The organism is Caldalkalibacillus salinus, from assembly GCF_016745835.1.
In the GTDB taxonomy this organism is placed as follows: Bacteria; Bacillota; Bacilli; order Caldalkalibacillales; family JCM-10596; genus Caldalkalibacillus_A; species Caldalkalibacillus_A salinus.
The window spans coordinates 57,049-73,067 of the sequence record NZ_JAERVL010000004.1 but is presented as its reverse complement, the minus strand read 5'-3'; the positions used below and the strand labels follow the sequence as shown (position 1 = coordinate 73,067).

General features: G+C 42.5%; 13 protein-coding genes and 1 other annotated feature. Of the genes, 2 read left to right on the top strand and 11 right to left on the bottom strand.

Annotated features, from left to right (window positions below; all coding sequences use genetic code 11):
• Positions 1–12: 12 nt before the first annotated feature.
• Positions 13–1,005 (bottom strand): glycosyltransferase, encoded by a 993-nt coding sequence (locus tag JKM87_RS18165; RefSeq protein WP_202078237.1) that lies wholly within the window; start codon positions 1,003–1,005, stop codon positions 13–15.
• A gap of 259 nt (positions 1,006–1,264) precedes the next feature.
• Positions 1,265–2,065 (bottom strand): TrmH family RNA methyltransferase, encoded by an 801-nt coding sequence (locus tag JKM87_RS04055; protein WP_202078235.1) that lies wholly within the window; start codon positions 2,063–2,065, stop codon positions 1,265–1,267.
• 102 nt (positions 2,066–2,167) lie between these two features.
• Here JKM87_RS04055 and sspI point away from each other — a divergent pair, with 102 nt between their 5' ends.
• The gene (gene sspI / locus JKM87_RS04050) at positions 2,168–2,374 is read left to right on the top strand and encodes a small acid-soluble spore protein SspI (RefSeq protein ID WP_202078232.1); all 207 of its coding nucleotides are present in this window, start codon (positions 2,168–2,170) and stop codon (positions 2,372–2,374) included.
• Positions 2,375–2,602: 228 nt separating this feature from the next.
• On the opposite strand, the gene JKM87_RS04045 is transcribed toward sspI, so the two are convergent.
• The 3 genes from JKM87_RS04045 to JKM87_RS04035 all read right to left on the bottom strand — a co-directional run bounded on the left by JKM87_RS04045 (position 2,603) and on the right by JKM87_RS04035 (position 7,457).
• The gene (locus tag JKM87_RS04045) at positions 2,603–3,682 is read right to left on the bottom strand and encodes a M42 family metallopeptidase (RefSeq protein ID WP_236838587.1); all 1,080 of its coding nucleotides are present in this window, start codon (positions 3,680–3,682) and stop codon (positions 2,603–2,605) included.
• A 195-nt stretch (positions 3,683–3,877) separates the two neighbouring features.
• On the bottom strand, positions 3,878–6,133 hold the full coding sequence (locus tag JKM87_RS04040) for an S-layer homology domain-containing protein (protein ID WP_202078230.1): 2,256 nt from the start codon (positions 6,131–6,133) through the stop codon (positions 3,878–3,880).
• Positions 6,134–6,416: 283 nt separating this feature from the next.
• The gene (locus JKM87_RS04035) at positions 6,417–7,457 is read right to left on the bottom strand and encodes a LacI family DNA-binding transcriptional regulator (protein ID WP_202078228.1); all 1,041 of its coding nucleotides are present in this window, start codon (positions 7,455–7,457) and stop codon (positions 6,417–6,419) included.
• A 577-nt stretch (positions 7,458–8,034) separates the two neighbouring features.
• Here JKM87_RS04035 and JKM87_RS04030 point away from each other — a divergent pair.
• A complete protein-coding gene (locus tag JKM87_RS04030) occupies positions 8,035–9,780 on the top strand; it encodes an alpha-glycosidase (protein ID WP_202078226.1) in 1,746 nt (581 codons plus the stop codon).
• Between the two features lie 84 nt (positions 9,781–9,864).
• Here JKM87_RS04030 and rplT read toward each other — a convergent pair whose 3' ends face one another.
• The 6 genes from rplT to mqnC all read right to left on the bottom strand — a co-directional run bounded on the left by rplT (position 9,865) and on the right by mqnC (position 15,860).
• Positions 9,865–10,215: a 50S ribosomal protein L20 gene (rplT, locus tag JKM87_RS04025; RefSeq protein ID WP_202078224.1), complete on the bottom strand. Its 351-nt coding sequence runs from the start codon at positions 10,213–10,215 to the stop codon at positions 9,865–9,867.
• 46 nt (positions 10,216–10,261) lie between these two features.
• Positions 10,262–10,462: a 50S ribosomal protein L35 gene (gene rpmI / locus JKM87_RS04020; RefSeq protein WP_202078222.1), complete on the bottom strand. Its 201-nt coding sequence runs from the start codon at positions 10,460–10,462 to the stop codon at positions 10,262–10,264.
• A 17-nt stretch (positions 10,463–10,479) separates the two neighbouring features.
• Positions 10,480–11,022 carry a translation initiation factor IF-3 gene (gene infC, locus JKM87_RS04015; RefSeq protein WP_202078220.1) on the bottom strand — a complete coding sequence of 181 codons (543 nt, stop codon included), beginning with the start codon at positions 11,020–11,022 and terminating at the stop codon, positions 10,480–10,482.
• Positions 11,023–11,072: 50 nt separating this feature from the next.
• Positions 11,073–11,187: a sequence feature (ribosomal protein L20 leader region), on the bottom strand.
• Between the two features lie 112 nt (positions 11,188–11,299).
• Positions 11,300–13,243 (bottom strand): threonine--tRNA ligase, encoded by a 1,944-nt coding sequence (gene thrS, locus JKM87_RS04010; protein ID WP_202078218.1) that lies wholly within the window; start codon positions 13,241–13,243, stop codon positions 11,300–11,302.
• Positions 13,244–13,704: 461 nt separating this feature from the next.
• Positions 13,705–14,634 (bottom strand): sporulation protein YtxC, encoded by a 930-nt coding sequence (ytxC, locus tag JKM87_RS04005; protein ID WP_202078216.1) that lies wholly within the window; start codon positions 14,632–14,634, stop codon positions 13,705–13,707.
• Positions 14,635–14,753: 119 nt separating this feature from the next.
• A complete protein-coding gene (mqnC, locus tag JKM87_RS04000; protein ID WP_202078214.1) occupies positions 14,754–15,860 on the bottom strand; it encodes a cyclic dehypoxanthinyl futalosine synthase in 1,107 nt (368 codons plus the stop codon).
• Positions 15,861–16,019 lie beyond the last annotated feature (159 nt).

Genomic DNA, 16,019 nt, shown 5'->3' with positions numbered 1-16,019 from the left:
CTCTGTTGTTTCTTATCGTCTTAATTTGGTTAATAGGTTGAGATACGCTTGTATCTCTTTTTCCACACTGAGTATAGATTGTACAAAGTGTTGTGCCTTTTTTACCATTCGCTCTGTTTTCTCGGGGTGATTGATCAGCTCGTCGACCAGATGTACAAAGTCTCGCGGCTCCTGATAAACATAACCCGTCTGGCCATGTGTCACGAAGCTTCTATTTCCCGGATTGTCTCTCACAATTACCGGAATACCAAGCCCCATAGCTTCGCAGACGGCCGTCGGTTGTCCTTCCTGTTTAGACGTATTAATAACGAGGTCCGCTTGGGCATACAGACTTCCCATCTGCTGAAAAGAAACAGAATCCTGAAACTGTAGAAACGGGTAAGCCTGACAGGCTGATTTTACGTCTTGTAAGACTGGCTGCTCTAATACTTCTCCGATGATGGTGACTTTCAAACGGCGATCCTTGTTGTATAAGTGCTCCCACGCAGGTAACAGATGCAAAACATCTTTCACTTCTCTAAGACCCGCAGGCAGAAGAATATGGAAAGGACGATCATCTGCAGATTCTTCAACTTCACCTGTCAGTGGTCCGTTTTTTTCAGGCATTGTAGGGAGTTCAATCCCTTGTGGAATGACGACTAGCTTGCTTTCCCAAGCTGGGTTATGTTGGGATAGAATCTCCTTTGCTTCTTGTGTAAACAACGTGACGTATTGCGCTTTATCCACAAATGCAAACTCAGCCTGCGTCAAATCACGTTGTGAGAGCTGCATATGAATATCTGTCCCCCCCATCGTCACCATATAAGATGAGGGAATTGAAACCTCTTCGTATTGCATCCATTGAACAAAGCGAGTGATATGCAAAATATGCAATACTGGCTTTGTACTGCTGTTTTCTAAAACTTGTTGAAAATCCGGTCCTGTTAGGCCTTCACTGTAGGCTAACACTTTGACTGACCGCCCTTGACCCTCATAGCCCTTCTTGATTCTATTTGCCGTTGTCACGTTTCCTCTTGCTCCCTTAAAGTAAGGAGTTAAAAAAGTTATAGATGATAACATTGGTGTAACCCTACTCCTTAGAGAGCTTGAAAACAAAGGTCGCTACTTTGTTCACTTACAGCTCTCAGTTTTTTATCATATCGAAAAAAACATTTCATTTCTATCCTCATGCTCATATTTATTAAAAAAAATTATGTTGTTTATGAATTTCATTTATGTGCGCGTACACTTCACCGATGGCGCTGTTTGATGATAATCTGACAACTTATCTGTGAGGCAGATGCTTAGTCTCGTGTTGCAAGTAATAAAGCAAAATACCAGTCGCTACACCAACGTTGAGTGACTCGACTTTGCCATACATCGGTATCTTGACTTTATGTGTCACAAGATCCAATAGTTGTTCTGAGCAACCGTTGGCTTCATTACCTACGAGTAAGGCATAAGGATGATCGATTGTCCCCATCTCAGTATAGGGTGTGGCTCCCTGCAAACTTGTGCCTACAACTGACCAGTTTTGCTCCCTCAACGTGAGGATTGTGTTAAACAAATCAGCTTCAACGAGCGGAATGTGAAACACCGACCCTTGTGTGGATCTAAGGACTTTGTCTGAATACACATCAACGGTGCCTTTTCCTAAAATGACAGCATCAATGCCAGCGGCGTCAGCTGTTCTCATTATTGTACCCAAGTTTCCCGGATCTTGAACTTGGTCAATTAACATTAACGATGTGCATTCTCTCATCACACTTTTTACGTCATTCTCATTATTCAGCCTGACGGTCATCGCAATACCTTGCGGTGAGGGCGTGGAGGAAATTTGTGAAAAAAGCTCGTTTGTAAGGGTCATGACTTTAGGTTTTGCACTTTTTATCTGTGCAGCCCATGACTCAGGTAGATTGAAATCTTCAGAGATAATCATTTCATCAATAATATATGTAGACTGCAATGCTTCCTCAGCCATATGGATGCCTTCGATTAAGAATCGTTGTTGCGCTCGACGTCCTTTTTTTGTATGTAACTTTTTCCACAATTTAAATGTTGGATTTTGGGAAGAGTGAATGAACATTTAATCAGATCCCTCCAAGGTTGACTTACAATTTACATTCATACTATACCAAATTAACGTACATAATAATAATGCTTTTAACTTGAAGAAAGGAGTATTTACATGAACCTGAATTTGAGACACGCTATTACGGACAATTTAAATGATAGTAACGAAGAACATATTCGCGCCACCATATTAGACGCCATCGAAAGCGGAGAGGAAAAAATGCTTCCAGGTCTTGGTGTTTTATTCGAGTTAATGTGGAACGAATGTGGTGAACAGGAAAAAGCAGATATTGTCGATCATATTAAGAGCGGACTTCAGTAATCCACTCTTATATTTTATGAACCACTCGTTTCTTTCTCTCTTTTCTTTCACCATTTGTACTCGTTAAAATGGCACAAAATGATGGAGGGGCTACAATTAGACCCCTCCTTTTATATGTTCTAATATATACCTGTATCACTCACTGTACCTCTTTACGTTTTTCCCTAAACGTATCCCTAACCACAATCACGATTCATATCAAGTCGTTTTATCATATAAATGAGTGCTTTAACCGATAATTTGTTTTACCGTTTGCTCGTCTAACTTTTTAATGACCTCCACAAGTAGGTTTACTGCGTTTTCAAAATCATCACGGTGTAAAATAGCGGCATGACTATGAATATAACGTGTAGCTATACCGATAGCTAATGAGGGGACTCCATTCCCAGTTAAATGCATCTTACCTGCGTCTGTGCCCCCACCCGGGACATAGTCGTATTGGAAGGGAATATCGTTTTCTTCCGCTACATTGACGACAAAGTCTCTGAGATCTTTATGACCAATCATAGACGCATCGTAAATTAACAATTGGGGACCTTTGCCCATTTTTGCTAAAGCTTCGTCCGGTTTGACACCTGGTGTGTCACCTGCAATACCAACATCAACGGCAAACGCAATGTCTGGCTGCACGACGTGTGCTGATGTTTGAGCCCCTCTTAATCCGACCTCTTCCTGAACGGTTCCTACACCGTATACTTCGTTAGGGTGTCCTTCGTCCTTTAGCCTTTTCAACACTTCGATTGCAATGGCACAACCAATCCGATTATCCCACGCTTTTGCCATGAGCATTTTAGGGTTTTTCATCACCGTAAAAGGACAGATGGGGACCACTGTATCTCCAGGCCGAACCCCAAACGTTTCCGCTTCCTCACGACTTGTCGCACCGATATCAATAAACATCTCTTTTTTATCTACTGCTTTCTTACGTGCCTCGGCTGAAAGGATATGTGGGGGTTTAGAGCCTATCACACCCTCAATCTCACCTTTTGATGTCAATACACTCACACGTTGAGCCAGCATGACTTGCTCCCACCAACCCCCAAGTGTTTGAAAACGTAAGAATCCGTCATCTGTGATATGAGTAATCATAAATCCAATCTCGTCCAAGTGACCAGCAACCATAACTTTGGGTCCGTTTTGGTTGCCTACTTTCTTGGCAACCAAGCTCCCAATGTTATCTTGGTAAACTTCATGAGAGAAAGGAAGAATCCATTTTCTCATAATGTTACGAACATTCTGCTCGTGTCCAGGTGCACCTGGTGCTTCAGTTAAATCCTTAAACATCTGTAATGTGGGTTCTAAACTCATGATAAATCCTCCTTATGTATAACGATGCAATAAGTACTTCGTAAGCTATATACATTATAACAGACCCTAGTATGGCTGTAACATTACGAGGCTTAACCGGCTCATAATCTTAAAAAGGCCGCAGGTATGATCATACCCACGGCCTCTTGAGCTGCTAAGATACTAAAGTATAGCCTCAACAGCCTCTGTTTTATTTTAGTATAGATAACGTTGGTGTTCGAAGTTTGTAATGGTGTTCGCTAAGCGAATTGTCGCTACCGCCATTTGAGCCAGTGTCACCTCTTGATGAGGGTTGAAAGCCCCATTGTTACCTTGGAGTATGCCAAATGCGGATGCTAGTGCCACATGTCCTTGGTAACCATCAGATACATTGTCTGCGTCACTGAAGTGGAGCTTATAGATATCCGCATGCTCAGCGGCCTCATTAAGACGCATTGCTCTAATAAACCAAACGGCTAACTCTTCACGCGTGATGTTTGCATCGACATCAAAAGCACTAGCTTGAGGATCAATGATGCCTGCTTCTGCTGCACGCTCAACGATGTCAAACAACGGGTGATCTTGATCAATGTTGCTGAACGTTGGCTCTACATCCTCATGTGGACCGTAAGAATTCCAAAAGCGAGTTAAGGATTTCATTAACACCTCTAACGCTTGCCCTTTTGTCATGCTCACATCTGCATCAAAGTCCTCTGACCATGTCACAATCCCGGACTCAATTAAGAAATTGAGTTCTTCTGCTGCCCAAGCATGCTCAACAAGTGGCGCTTCTCCTTCTGCTCTACGTTGACGCGAACCTTCAGTTTCTTCCCACTGACCTGATTGGGCATCAAAGTAATTGTAAGGTGTATCACGCCTCGGTGCGTACACGAGGTAGTAATGTTCGTCATCTTCATTATACAGATTCACATAAGTGAGTTCCAAATCAAACGCTTCTGTATAGGCCTCCCTTATCTCCTCTACATCTAGAGCATCTTCAGGTGAAGCCGTAAATTCGTGCTCACGGAAGCGATTATTAAAGTTTAAGATATCACCTGTTTGAGATGATATAGTGACATTAATAGAGTCGCCACTGAATACGACGCCATCATGTACACGAGGGAAGTTGTAACGGTATGCTCCTTCATAAACGTCATGTTGAACTGTTGTTGTTGGATAGCTATAAAGATGCATGTTAGAGGCCGCATATTCCTCAATGGCGCTTACCGCCTTTTCTAACGCTTCTTCCTCTGTAATCTGTGGTTCTAGCTTTTCTCTTTCCATACCTGGTCGATAGTATCGTTCAGACTGGCTGTGGTTGTAAAAGTTCATGATTTCGCCTTGTTTTGTTATTTCAATAGAGCTCCCAGATCCTGAGTTACCGGTATAATACATGTAATTAACGTGATATACTTCTTGCCCTAAATGATTCTCTACTTCTCTTACACCTTCAATATGGAGTTCCGTATTCTCATCAGCAGGTGCAAGAAGTTCCTCTACTAACGCTTTTGCTTCCTCAGGGGAAATCGGTTGTTGCTCAGTTGTAACGGGTTCACTAACGAGCATCATGATCTCTTCTTGTTCTGGGAATTCAGTTACAAATTCACCACCAGATAAATATTGACCTGTCACTGCACTAATACCGTTAATATGGTGAACAGGGTCATAAGCGAGGTAAGCTTGATTTGAATCTTGCGGTGTATAGTAATCTGCTCTATAACGTAGGGCTAATTCTAAGCCGTCGTCATAAATGTCGAACGCTTCTTCTTCCGTTAATAACGCTTCAGATTCTTCAAAAGTTAATTGGCTCATGTCGCTTTGAGGGCGACTAAATCTTGTGACTTCACCGTTACCTAAAACGGTAATTCTGACAGACTGTCCACGAACCGGGATATCTTCGTGTTGTAGATGATATGTAAACTGATATTCAACCGGTTCTGTTAACGTACGGTTTGAACCATGGTACATGTAAGCATCTTCATCATCGCTCAGGACATAGTTCCCTTCCACAAATTCGTCTTTAAACGCACTTGCGATCTCCTCAGCTTCGTCACGGCTTACTTCAGGAGGATAATAAGCATCTGCCACTTTACCGGGATGGTAGTAAAAGTTTGTAAGCTCTAATGCTTCACCGACAAACTCAAAATGACCGTCTATAAATTGGCCGTCACTGACTCGCTTATGAAAGCTAATTCTATGACGTTCAGGTTCCTCCTCTGGCGTAGGTCTATAGACATGACGGTCCATACGGAAGTCATCTTCGGTAAGTTCATCAAACTGTCCCGGGAATAACTCATGAATTCTTTCAATGAGGTCACTTTTACTGACTTCGGATTGCACATGATACAGATCCGCTTTCTTTAATGCCTCTTCAATCACTTCGTCGTTGGCTGTACCTGTAGCACTCACGCTAGGCGTCATACTAAATACAAGCATCACAACGATTAACCAAATCATGCTGCGTTTCATCATCGTTTCTCCTCCCTTACATCAAATAATCATAATTTTTCCAATACATCTCCCTATTGTAAAGGATTCCCTCTTTTTTTTCTACCATCTTACGGAAATATTCGATACACAAAATGATTTAGCCCTAAAGTATTAAAAAATTTCCGTGCAGGCTTTTAATGTAGGTATAAAGACCCTTAAATAAAAAGCCATTCTCTATCATGTGAGAGAACGACTTATAAGTGAAGATATCATAGTTTTACTTAAGAGTGCACTTCATTGTTGATCGTGGCCTATACCCATCTTGCTAAACGTTTTGTGATTCTGTTTGCCTTTTCGCTGTAGAATGGCGAACCATCAACTGATGTTCAACGATCGTTGGTGTGAAATCAGGTTCGTCTTCCTCTACCCACTTTAGTAGTTTTTTCGTCGCTTGATAACCCAAATCATATATACCAATGTTTACTGTCGTCAGGGGTGGGGAGGAAACCTTGGCAATCGGGACATCATTCATACTGACCACTGAAACCTGTTGAGGAACCGAAATCCCGATCTCACTAAGCGCGCTGATAACCCCTAAAGCCATCACATCATCAATCACAAGGAGTGCAGTAGGAGGATTATCGTTTCGCAGGAGCTCTACCATCGCTTTATATCCTCCCTCTTGGAGAAAGGATTCGTGTATAGCTAAAGACTCATCATACGCCATTCCGGCCTCTTCTAACGCTTGGCGATAGCCAATTAATCGGTTTCTTGTTACCAATAAATCGATAGATCCACCAACGAATCCAATGTGACGATGTCCTAGTTTGATTAAATGTTCAGTCGCTTCTTTCGCCGCTTGTACATTATCATTGTCCACATATGAAATCTTTAACTTATCGTTATAGGGTTGTCCTACAACGACAAATGGGAAATCTTGGTCGCTTAAATACTCGACTAATGGGTCATCTACCTTTGTATATAGTGATATAACACCATCTACTCGTCGACCTTGGACCATATCAACAACGGCTTCTCTATGCTGCTCCTCATTGCCCCCCGTTGATAAAAATAGGGCGTACCCTTTTTCATTCGCACAAACGCTAATGCCTCGAATCACTTCTGGGAAAAACGGGTTTTGAAACGCTTCTTCCGTGGACCTAGGCATGATAATTCCCAAGCATTTCGTGTTCTTAACTGCTAAACTTCTTGCATTATAGTTAGGATGATATCCTAGTTCTTTCATAGATTGAAAAACTTTTTCTTTTGTACGTTGACTGATGCGGTTACTGTTCGCAATAACCCTTGATACGGTAGACGGGGCAACACCTGCATGTTTGGCCACATCTCTGATGGTGATCGGCATCATTTGCCCTCCTCTCTACATAGCCATATCAGGCTTTGTTGTTTTATTGAATATTTTTGTATTTGGTTTGGTGGGTTAGGTTCTGTATGTCTGCTCAGGTCAATTCATTTTAGGACCCGAGGGTTAAATCATTGTACTGTGTTTGTGGCCATCCACATGATCAACACATTAAATAAGACCACAATAATTCCTACAATAATAGAAAAAATTAAACACCCTTTCGACTGTAGGACATTGAACATAATGGCTCCCTCCGTTGAAGTGAGTGATGGGCAAGTCCTTGTTTCGTTACGTTATTAGCTCTATCCTCTTATATACTTATTGTAACAAATACAATCATCATTTTAGTTAATGGTAGCATAACTTTCGTCAAAATGGTAAAGTTTCCTGGTCTTCTCAATGGCTCACGGACATGACCCTTGGTTGACGTCAATGAGCGCTATAGATCCTGATTACTCATGATACAATGACGATGATGAAATTTTATCCCCATATATAACTTTTACTCTTCGACTGCTACTTTAAGTTAGTTTACCACGACTATTCATATCAACTTTAAAAAAGGGGGCTGTATAACATGTTTTTAGAAGCTGTTTTTCATCAGCCAAAATCCAATTATGCCTACGCTTATGATCAAGAGACGCTCCATATTCGCGTGCGTACAAAAAGAGATGATGTGACCACTGTGAGTCTGTTCCATTGTGATAAGTATGATCTAAATGGGACTCAACAACTCACGACCATGCATAAGGTGGCGAGTGACGCTTTATTTGATTACTACGAGGCGTCTGTTAAGCCGCCTTATCGTCGATGTACATACGGGTTTCATTTAATATCTGGCGCAGATCAAATATGGTATACAGAAGGCGGCTTTTTTCTGGAACGCCCCACAATACCTACAGGCCTCTTTGAATTTCCATTTCTTAATGCCGCCGATGTCTTTAGTCCTCCGGAGTGGGTGAAAGATGCTGTCTTTTATCAAATTTTCCCTGAGCGTTTTGCTAACGGAGATCCGTCTAACGATCCTCAAAATGTGGCGCCTTGGGGCGGACAACCTCAGTATGATAATTTTTTTGGTGGGGACTTACAGGGTGTGATCGATCACATCGATTATCTCAAAGATCTCGGTGTGAATGCGCTGTATTTCACCCCCCTATTCGAAGCCACAACGAATCACAAGTACGACACTGTGGATTACAAAAAGGTTGATCCTCACTTCGGCGATAGTCAATTGTTAAAAGCCTTAGTCCACATCTGCCACCAGAACAATATCAAAGTGATGCTCGACGCCGTTTTTAACCATTCAGGCTATTACTTCGCGCCATTTCAAGATGTGATCAGAAATCAAGAACACTCTCCCTATCGCGACTGGTTTTATGTCCATGAATTTCCAGTTCAAACCGAACCACGTCCGAGTTACGATACCTTTGCCTTCACTCATATGATGCCAAAATTAAATACTGAGAACCCGGAAGTCAAAGCCTATCTATTAGAGGTCGCTCGTTACTACATTGAAGAGATTGGTATGGATGGCTGGCGCTTAGACGTTGCCAACGAAGTTGATCACGCCTTTTGGAGAGCATTTCGACGGGTTGTAAAAGCGGCTAATCCTGACGCTTATATCTTAGGGGAAATTTGGCATCAGTCTATGCCGTGGCTTCAAGGTGACCAGTTCGATGCCGTGATGAACTATCCCGTGACAAATACCATATTAGACTTTTTCTGTAAAAATAGGATAGATGCCCAGCAATTCAAAAATGAAATTAATCGTATGTATGTGGCTTACCCTCTACAGGCCAACGAAGTGGCCTTTAATCTGCTAGACTCACATGATACACCTAGGCTGTTAACGATCTGCGGAGAAAACGTTGATAAGATGAAATTAGCGGCAACGTTTCAATTAACATATCGGGGTGCGCCCTGTATTTACTATGGGGATGATGTGGGTTTAACGGGTGGAGAAGACCCGGACTGTCGTAAAACGATGGTGTGGGACAAAGAGAAGCAAAACCATGACTTGTTATCCTTTTACCAAACGATGATACGCTTGCGGCATGAGAATCCCGCTTTACGTCAAGGCAGCCTCTCTTTTTTGCTCGCTGAGTCCCACTCGTCAGTCCTTGTCTATGAAAGACGGTTAACGGACGAGCATTTTATCATCATGATGAACGCGGCTGACACAACTCAGGAGGCAACGTTCACGCTACCTCAAGGGCTATGGATGGATGCTTTGACACATCACAAAATAACGGAGCAAACAGCTGATAGTTCGTATACAGTCACCCTAGAACCCTACGAGTATAAAATTTTAAAGCAACAATGATGGCAAGTAAAGAACGGATTGAAGCCATATATCCAAAAAAAGCCCTGAGATTTGAATTCATCTCAGGGCTTAGGCTAAGCTATCTTATTCACCTTTTGCTTTACTTACTAACTGAGCGAAAGCTTCTTTGTCATTCACTGCTAAGTCAGCAAGAATTTTACGGTTCACATCAACACCCGCTTCTTTAAGTCCGTGCATGAAACGGCTGTAAGATAGACCGTGTTGACGAGCTGCTGCGTTAATACGCGTAATCCATAGCTTACGGAAGTCACGCTTTCTTTGGCGACGGTCACGGTAAGCGTATAATAGTGACTTCATCACTTGCGCATTAGCTGATTTAAATAAACGGTGTTTAGAACCGAAATAACCTTTAGCCAGTTTTAATATTTTTTTACGTCTACGACGCGTTGTATATCCACCTTTAACTCTTGGCATGATAAAAACCTCCTAAAATTCTATCATCAACTTCAACTAAGAAGTCTTATTTTTTATAAGCAATTAAGCTCTTAACACGCTTGTAGTCTCCATTACTTACGATGGCAGCCTTACGTAATTTACGCTTCTGCTTTTGTGTTTTGTTAGCAAATAAGTGACTTGTAAACGCGTGGGAACGTTTAAGCTTCCCAGTTCCAGTCTTTCTAAAGCGCTTAGCAGCACCTTTATGAGTTTTCATTTTAGGCATAATGATATCCTCCTAGCTTATTTCTCAGATTTTGGCGCAAGAATCATAAGCATACTTCTGCCTTCCATCTTAGGCTTAGACTCTACTTCACCAATGTCTGCTATATCTTTTACTAAACGGTCCAGAACCTGTCTTCCGATCTCGGAGTGTGTAATGGCACGTCCTCTAAAGCGAATACTACATTTCACTTTGTCACCTTTTTTCAGGAACTTAACGACATTACGCATCTTCGTATTGTAGTCATGTTCTTCAATGGTTGGACTAAACCGAACTTCTTTTACACTAATGACTTTCTGTTTCTTACGCGCTTCTTTCTCTTTCTTTTGCTGCTCAAACTTAAATTTGCCATAGTCCATAATACGGCAGACTGGCGGTTTAGCGTTTGGCGCTACATTCACGAGATCCAAATTGGCATCTACCGCTAACTGTAAAGCTTCGCGCATAGGTTTAATTCCTAATTGTTCTCCGTCAACCCCAATAACACGGACTTCCTTGGCACGAATCCCCTCATTGACTAAATGTTCCTTGCTAATGTTGTAACACCTCCACAATGATATCAAGACCAACCACCATCAATCGTGCCTGCCATTTGCAAGTTTGATCGATGATTTAGACATAAAAAAAGCGGGCATAGAACGCCCACTTTAGATCACAAATACTCTTTATCCTAACCTGCCAACTCTAACGTCGACCAGGTGAGAAGCTGGGCGCTCCTTCTTGCTACACTCATTATATTTAAGTCAATCTTACTAGAAGAATATATCACTTGTAAGGTTCCTTGTCAAGAAACGCCTTAACGAAGATACCTGTTATTTATAACATACGTGTTTCATACTGTCAAAGGCGGCTTTTTTTCGTCTGAATCTCCTCTAAGAGCGCATTCTTAAAGGCATCAAATGCTATCGTTTCTGAACTCTGCTCACCGTATTTCCTAACATTGACAGCATGCTCCTCGATTTCTTTGTCACCAATCACGAGCATGTAAGGGATCTTGCTTGTTTGGGCCTCACGAATCTTGTATCCCATTTTCTCTTCACGAAGATCAATGTCAACACGGACACCGTTCGCTCTCAGTTCTTCTTGAACCTTAAGCGCATGGTCCGTATGAACGGATGATACAGGGATAATCTGTACCTGTGTTGGTGCTAACCAAGTTGGGAAAGCCCCTTTGTACTCTTCAATTAGGAAGGCAACAAAACGTTCCATCGTCGACACGACGCCTCTGTGTATGACGACTGGACGATGCTGTTTGCCGTCTTCCCCGATATAAGTTAAGTCAAAGCGCTCAGGTAATAAGAAGTCGAGCTGTACAGTTGAGAGTGTTTCTTCTTTTCCTAACGCTGTTTTGACCTGTACGTCAAGCTTAGGGCCATAGAAAGCCGCTTCGCCATCCGCTTCGACATATTCAGTTCCTAGGTCATCCATTGCCTCTTTCAGCATGCTTTGTGCTTTTTCCCACATCTCATCATCGTCAAAGTACTTTTCAGTATCTTCGGGATCACGATAAGAGAGACGGAAGGCGTAATCCTCAATGCCAAAGTCTTTATATACTGCTTGGATAAGGTGTACGACCCGGATAAACTCATCCTTGATCTGGTCAGGACGAACAAAGATGTGCGCGTCGTTGAGCGTCATGCCCCTCACTCTTTGCAATCCACTTAAAGCACCACTCATCTCGTAACGGTGCATCGTACCGAGCTCAGCTAGACGAATAGGGAGCTCACGGTAACTGTGAATCCCTTGCTTATACACCATCATGTGGTGTGGACAGTTCATAGGTCTGAGCACCAGTTGTTCATTGTCCATTTGCATCGCGGGGAACATATCCTCTTGGTAATGCTCCCAGTGACCTGATGTTTTATATAAATCGACACTACCGAGGACTGGCGTATACACATGGTTGTAACCGAGGCTCTCTTCTATATCTACAATATAACGTTCGATAATTCTACGAATGGTGGCCCCTTTTGGCATCCACAGCGGCAGACCTTGTCCCACTTTTTGTGAATTGGTAAAGAGATCTAGTTCTTTCCCTAGTTTGCGATGGTCACGTTCCCGTGCTTCTTCCAGCAGACGTAAGTGTTCGTCAAGGTCCGCTTTTTTCGTAAAGGCTGTCCCATACACACGTTGGAGCATTTTGTTATCACTGTCTCCACGCCAGTAAGCCCCGGCAACGTTCATCAGCTTAAATACCTTCAATTTACTCGTTTGAGGTACGTGTGGCCCACGGCAAAGGTCAAAAAATTCACCTTGACGATAAAGGGTGACTTGGTCTCCCTCAGGTATCGCATCGATTAACTCTAGCTTGTACTCGTCACCGATCTCCTTGTATAGGTCTATCGCTTCTTGACGAGATACTGCCTCTCTCTCGATTTTAAGATTCTCATCAACGATACGCTTCATTTCTTTTTCGATTTTAGGGAAGTCCTCTTCCGTTAGACGATGTTCCATATCAATATCATAGTAAAAGCCATGCTCTACTACTGGACCGACACCCAGTTTGACCTCACCATACAGCCTTTTAATCGCTTGGGCCATAATGTGGGCGGTACTGTGGCGAATCACCTCCAGTCCCTCTTCTGAGTCGCCAACGACAATTTCAACGGTATCTCCCTCTTGCACCGAATTAGCTAAGTCTACTAAGGTGCCATTTACCTTTCCCGCTACAGCTTTTTTTCGCAGACCAGGACTAATTGAAGCGGCCACAGTCTCGACTGTTGCGCCCTGTTCGACTTCTTTTTGTGCCCCATCTGGTAGTGCGACAGTAAGCATATCTGACATCATCCTTCACTCCTTCTTGTCATGTATCTTAGGCTTCACGATAAGTTCTTAGGTCTGATGAGTCTTATTGGTATTCTCCATATAAAAAACACCCGTCCCTTGACTAGGGACGAGTGTCGTCATCGTGGTTCCACCCTACTTTCATAACGCCAACATAGGCCAATATGAACGCTAGTACAAACATAGCGATAGCGTTGGGTTATGCTTAGAAGAGATAACGGTCTGACCCGACTATCGTTAGTCCTGACACAGCAGCGGTATGTATACTTTGCCAGTTTCCCGATAGTAGCTTCAAGGTGGTAAACCATGTCCTGTTCTTAGGGGCTTGCAGCCGATGACCCCACTCTCTGATAAAGAAGGGAGGAATATGGTTCGTGTCCTCATCGTCGCCTCTTATCGTGCGATACGTCAATTGTAATGTTAGTTATTTATTATAGTGAGTCGTCGCCAGTACGTCAAGTTTATCTTTTGACTAGGCCACTTTTATTGCCCCTGTTTTCCTCGGTGTTTTTCCACTCCAGACAATCCTGACACTTCGTACAGATGGACATGCGGTGCTGGAAAATATGTTTCAGAGTTTGTACGATGTTATGTTGCGGCTGATGAGTATGTACGATTAATCTTTTCGGTGCAATGGAGATCAATGTACTCATCATAATGTCATCATGATGAACGGAAGGGTCTACCCAATTTTCTAAAATACCGTTAATGGTTTCTTCGGTTAATGGGACGCCTTCTTCGTTATAAAAAATAAATTGTTTGTCCTCGACATGGTATAAATGAATAAAAGCGATTTTGGGATTCTGAGCAGTGAGAAACTGCCTTAGAATGTGAATAAATTCGCGATAATCCTGTTCGACGACGAGTTCATTAATGGCATATTCTATCGTTTGACATAAATCTTCTGTATACTCAGTAAGACGAAAACGAAGAATGCCCTCTAAATTAAAAGGATCTCCGTCCCGGGCTACCTCGATTAATTTTTTGTAGACGTTATTCTTTCGCTTAGCCACTTTCCATTCGTCTCTGCCTTTATGTTTGTCGTGGAGAAAGAGCTCCTGATGGCAGCAGGAATAAATGAAGTCTCGTTCTTGCTCATCCGTGAACCCATATTCCGATTTAATTAGGTGATGTATATACTCTTGCTCGAAGTGTTCGATGAGGTACTCTGCCATAGCTTGACAGAAAGTATGCGTATAAATATCAAGCATGTCCTTCAACCTGACATGATCAGGATACTTCGTCACTTTTAAAGTAGTGTATCCGCCTGAATCAAGCTCAAACTTATGACTAAAAGAGAAGCTTTGTAATCCGAGTAAGTAGTCATCAAGATAAGGTTTGATATCTTCCCATCTCTGAGAGGATAATGACCGCATTCTTATGATTTCCACTCTTCCACCTCCGCCCCGGCTATTTCTACTTAGTCTATGGTGGCAAGGTGAAGAGTATACGTGACAAAAAACCATAAAAAACAACGCCATCCAACTCGGATGGCGTTTTCTCAAAGGTGCTAGTTTTGCATGACAAAGTCATTGTCGATGGATTCATTTTCATGAAAGGTGCGAAGTGTTTCGTACTTCGTATTTCTCTGAGCAGGTACTTTACCGGCTTCGCGAATCAGTTTCAAAATTAAATTTGTATTGACTTTATGTGTTGTGCCAGCCGCTGATACCACATTCTCTTCAATCATAGTCGACCCGAAATCATTACAGCCAAAGGACAGTGATTTCTTACCAACTTCCGGCCCCATCGTGACCCAAGAAGATTGGAAGTTAGGGATATTATCAAGTACAATCCTAGAAATCGCTACGTTCTTAAGGTATTCTTCAGGCGGTGTTTTCTCTCCCCCGAGGTTAGTGAAGTCTGGTTGATAAGTCCATGAAATGAAGGCTAGGAAGCCGTTCGTTTCATCCTGCGCTTCCCGGACCCGATGAAGGTGCAGGGCACGCTCCTCTAAAGATTCACCAAACCCTATAACCATCGTGGCCGTTGTATGTAAACCCACTTTATTGGCCGTCTTCATACATTCGATCCACTCTTTCCAAGACCCTTTCATGCGACTGATTTTCTTGCGGATACGGTCGTCTAAAATTTCTGCCCCTCCGCCTGGTATCGAATCTAGCCCCGCCTCCTTCAGTTGCCGTAACACTTCTTCTAACGGTAGGCCAGAGACCTCAACCATTTTTGAGATTTCAGCTGGAGAGAATGAATGCATGTGTATATTAAAGCGCTTCTTAATCTCTCGTAATAAATCCGTATAATATGAAAAAGGCAAGTTCGGATTTGTTCCACCTTGCATTAAAATTTCGGTTCCACCGACATCGATGGTTTCTTGTATTTTGTTAAAGATCTCTTCATTGGACAACGTGTAGCCTCCGTCTTTCCCCGGTGCACGGTAGAAGGCACAAAACTTACAATAAGTATCACATACGTTGGTATAATTTACGTTTCGCCCTATAACAAAAGTGGTCATCGGTTCAGGGTGCCACTTTTTCATGATTTGGTCGGCCACATGACCCATTTTCTCTATCTCATCACTCTCATATAACATCACTGTTTCCTCAACGTTGATCCGTTCCCCTGCCAACGCCTTGTTTAATATACTATCGATGCTCATGAATTAACCTCCGTTCTCACTTAAAAGACATCAAATCTCTACATCTATCGTATCATGTTTGTACATACTTGCCTACTCGTACGCTAAAAGGCATGCCACAAAAAAAGCCAACCTCATTAATAAAGAGAGGTTGGCTCCTTAGAGTTCATTAATGTGTCT

Excerpts from the sequence above, each read along its gene's own strand:
- JKM87_RS04055 (WP_202078235.1), bottom strand. The coding sequence starts at position 2,065 with ATGTTCATTCACTCTTCCCAAAATCCAACATTTAAATTGTGGAAAAAG.
- sspI (WP_202078232.1), top strand. The coding sequence starts at position 2,168 with ATGAACCTGAATTTGAGACACGCTATTACGGACAATTTAAATGATAGT.
- JKM87_RS04045 (WP_236838587.1), bottom strand. The coding sequence starts at position 3,682 with ATGAGTTTAGAACCCACATTACAGATGTTTAAGGATTTAACTGAAGCA.
- JKM87_RS04040 (WP_202078230.1), bottom strand. The coding sequence starts at position 6,133 with ATGATGAAACGCAGCATGATTTGGTTAATCGTTGTGATGCTTGTATTT.
- JKM87_RS04035 (WP_202078228.1), bottom strand. The coding sequence starts at position 7,457 with ATGCCGATCACCATCAGAGATGTGGCCAAACATGCAGGTGTTGCCCCG.
- JKM87_RS04030 (WP_202078226.1), top strand. The coding sequence starts at position 8,035 with ATGTTTTTAGAAGCTGTTTTTCATCAGCCAAAATCCAATTATGCCTAC.
- rplT (WP_202078224.1), bottom strand. The coding sequence starts at position 10,215 with ATGCCAAGAGTTAAAGGTGGATATACAACGCGTCGTAGACGTAAAAAA.
- rpmI (WP_202078222.1), bottom strand. The coding sequence starts at position 10,462 with ATGCCTAAAATGAAAACTCATAAAGGTGCTGCTAAGCGCTTTAGAAAG.
- thrS (WP_202078218.1), bottom strand. The coding sequence starts at position 13,243 with ATGTCAGATATGCTTACTGTCGCACTACCAGATGGGGCACAAAAAGAA.
- mqnC (WP_202078214.1), bottom strand. The coding sequence starts at position 15,860 with ATGAGCATCGATAGTATATTAAACAAGGCGTTGGCAGGGGAACGGATC.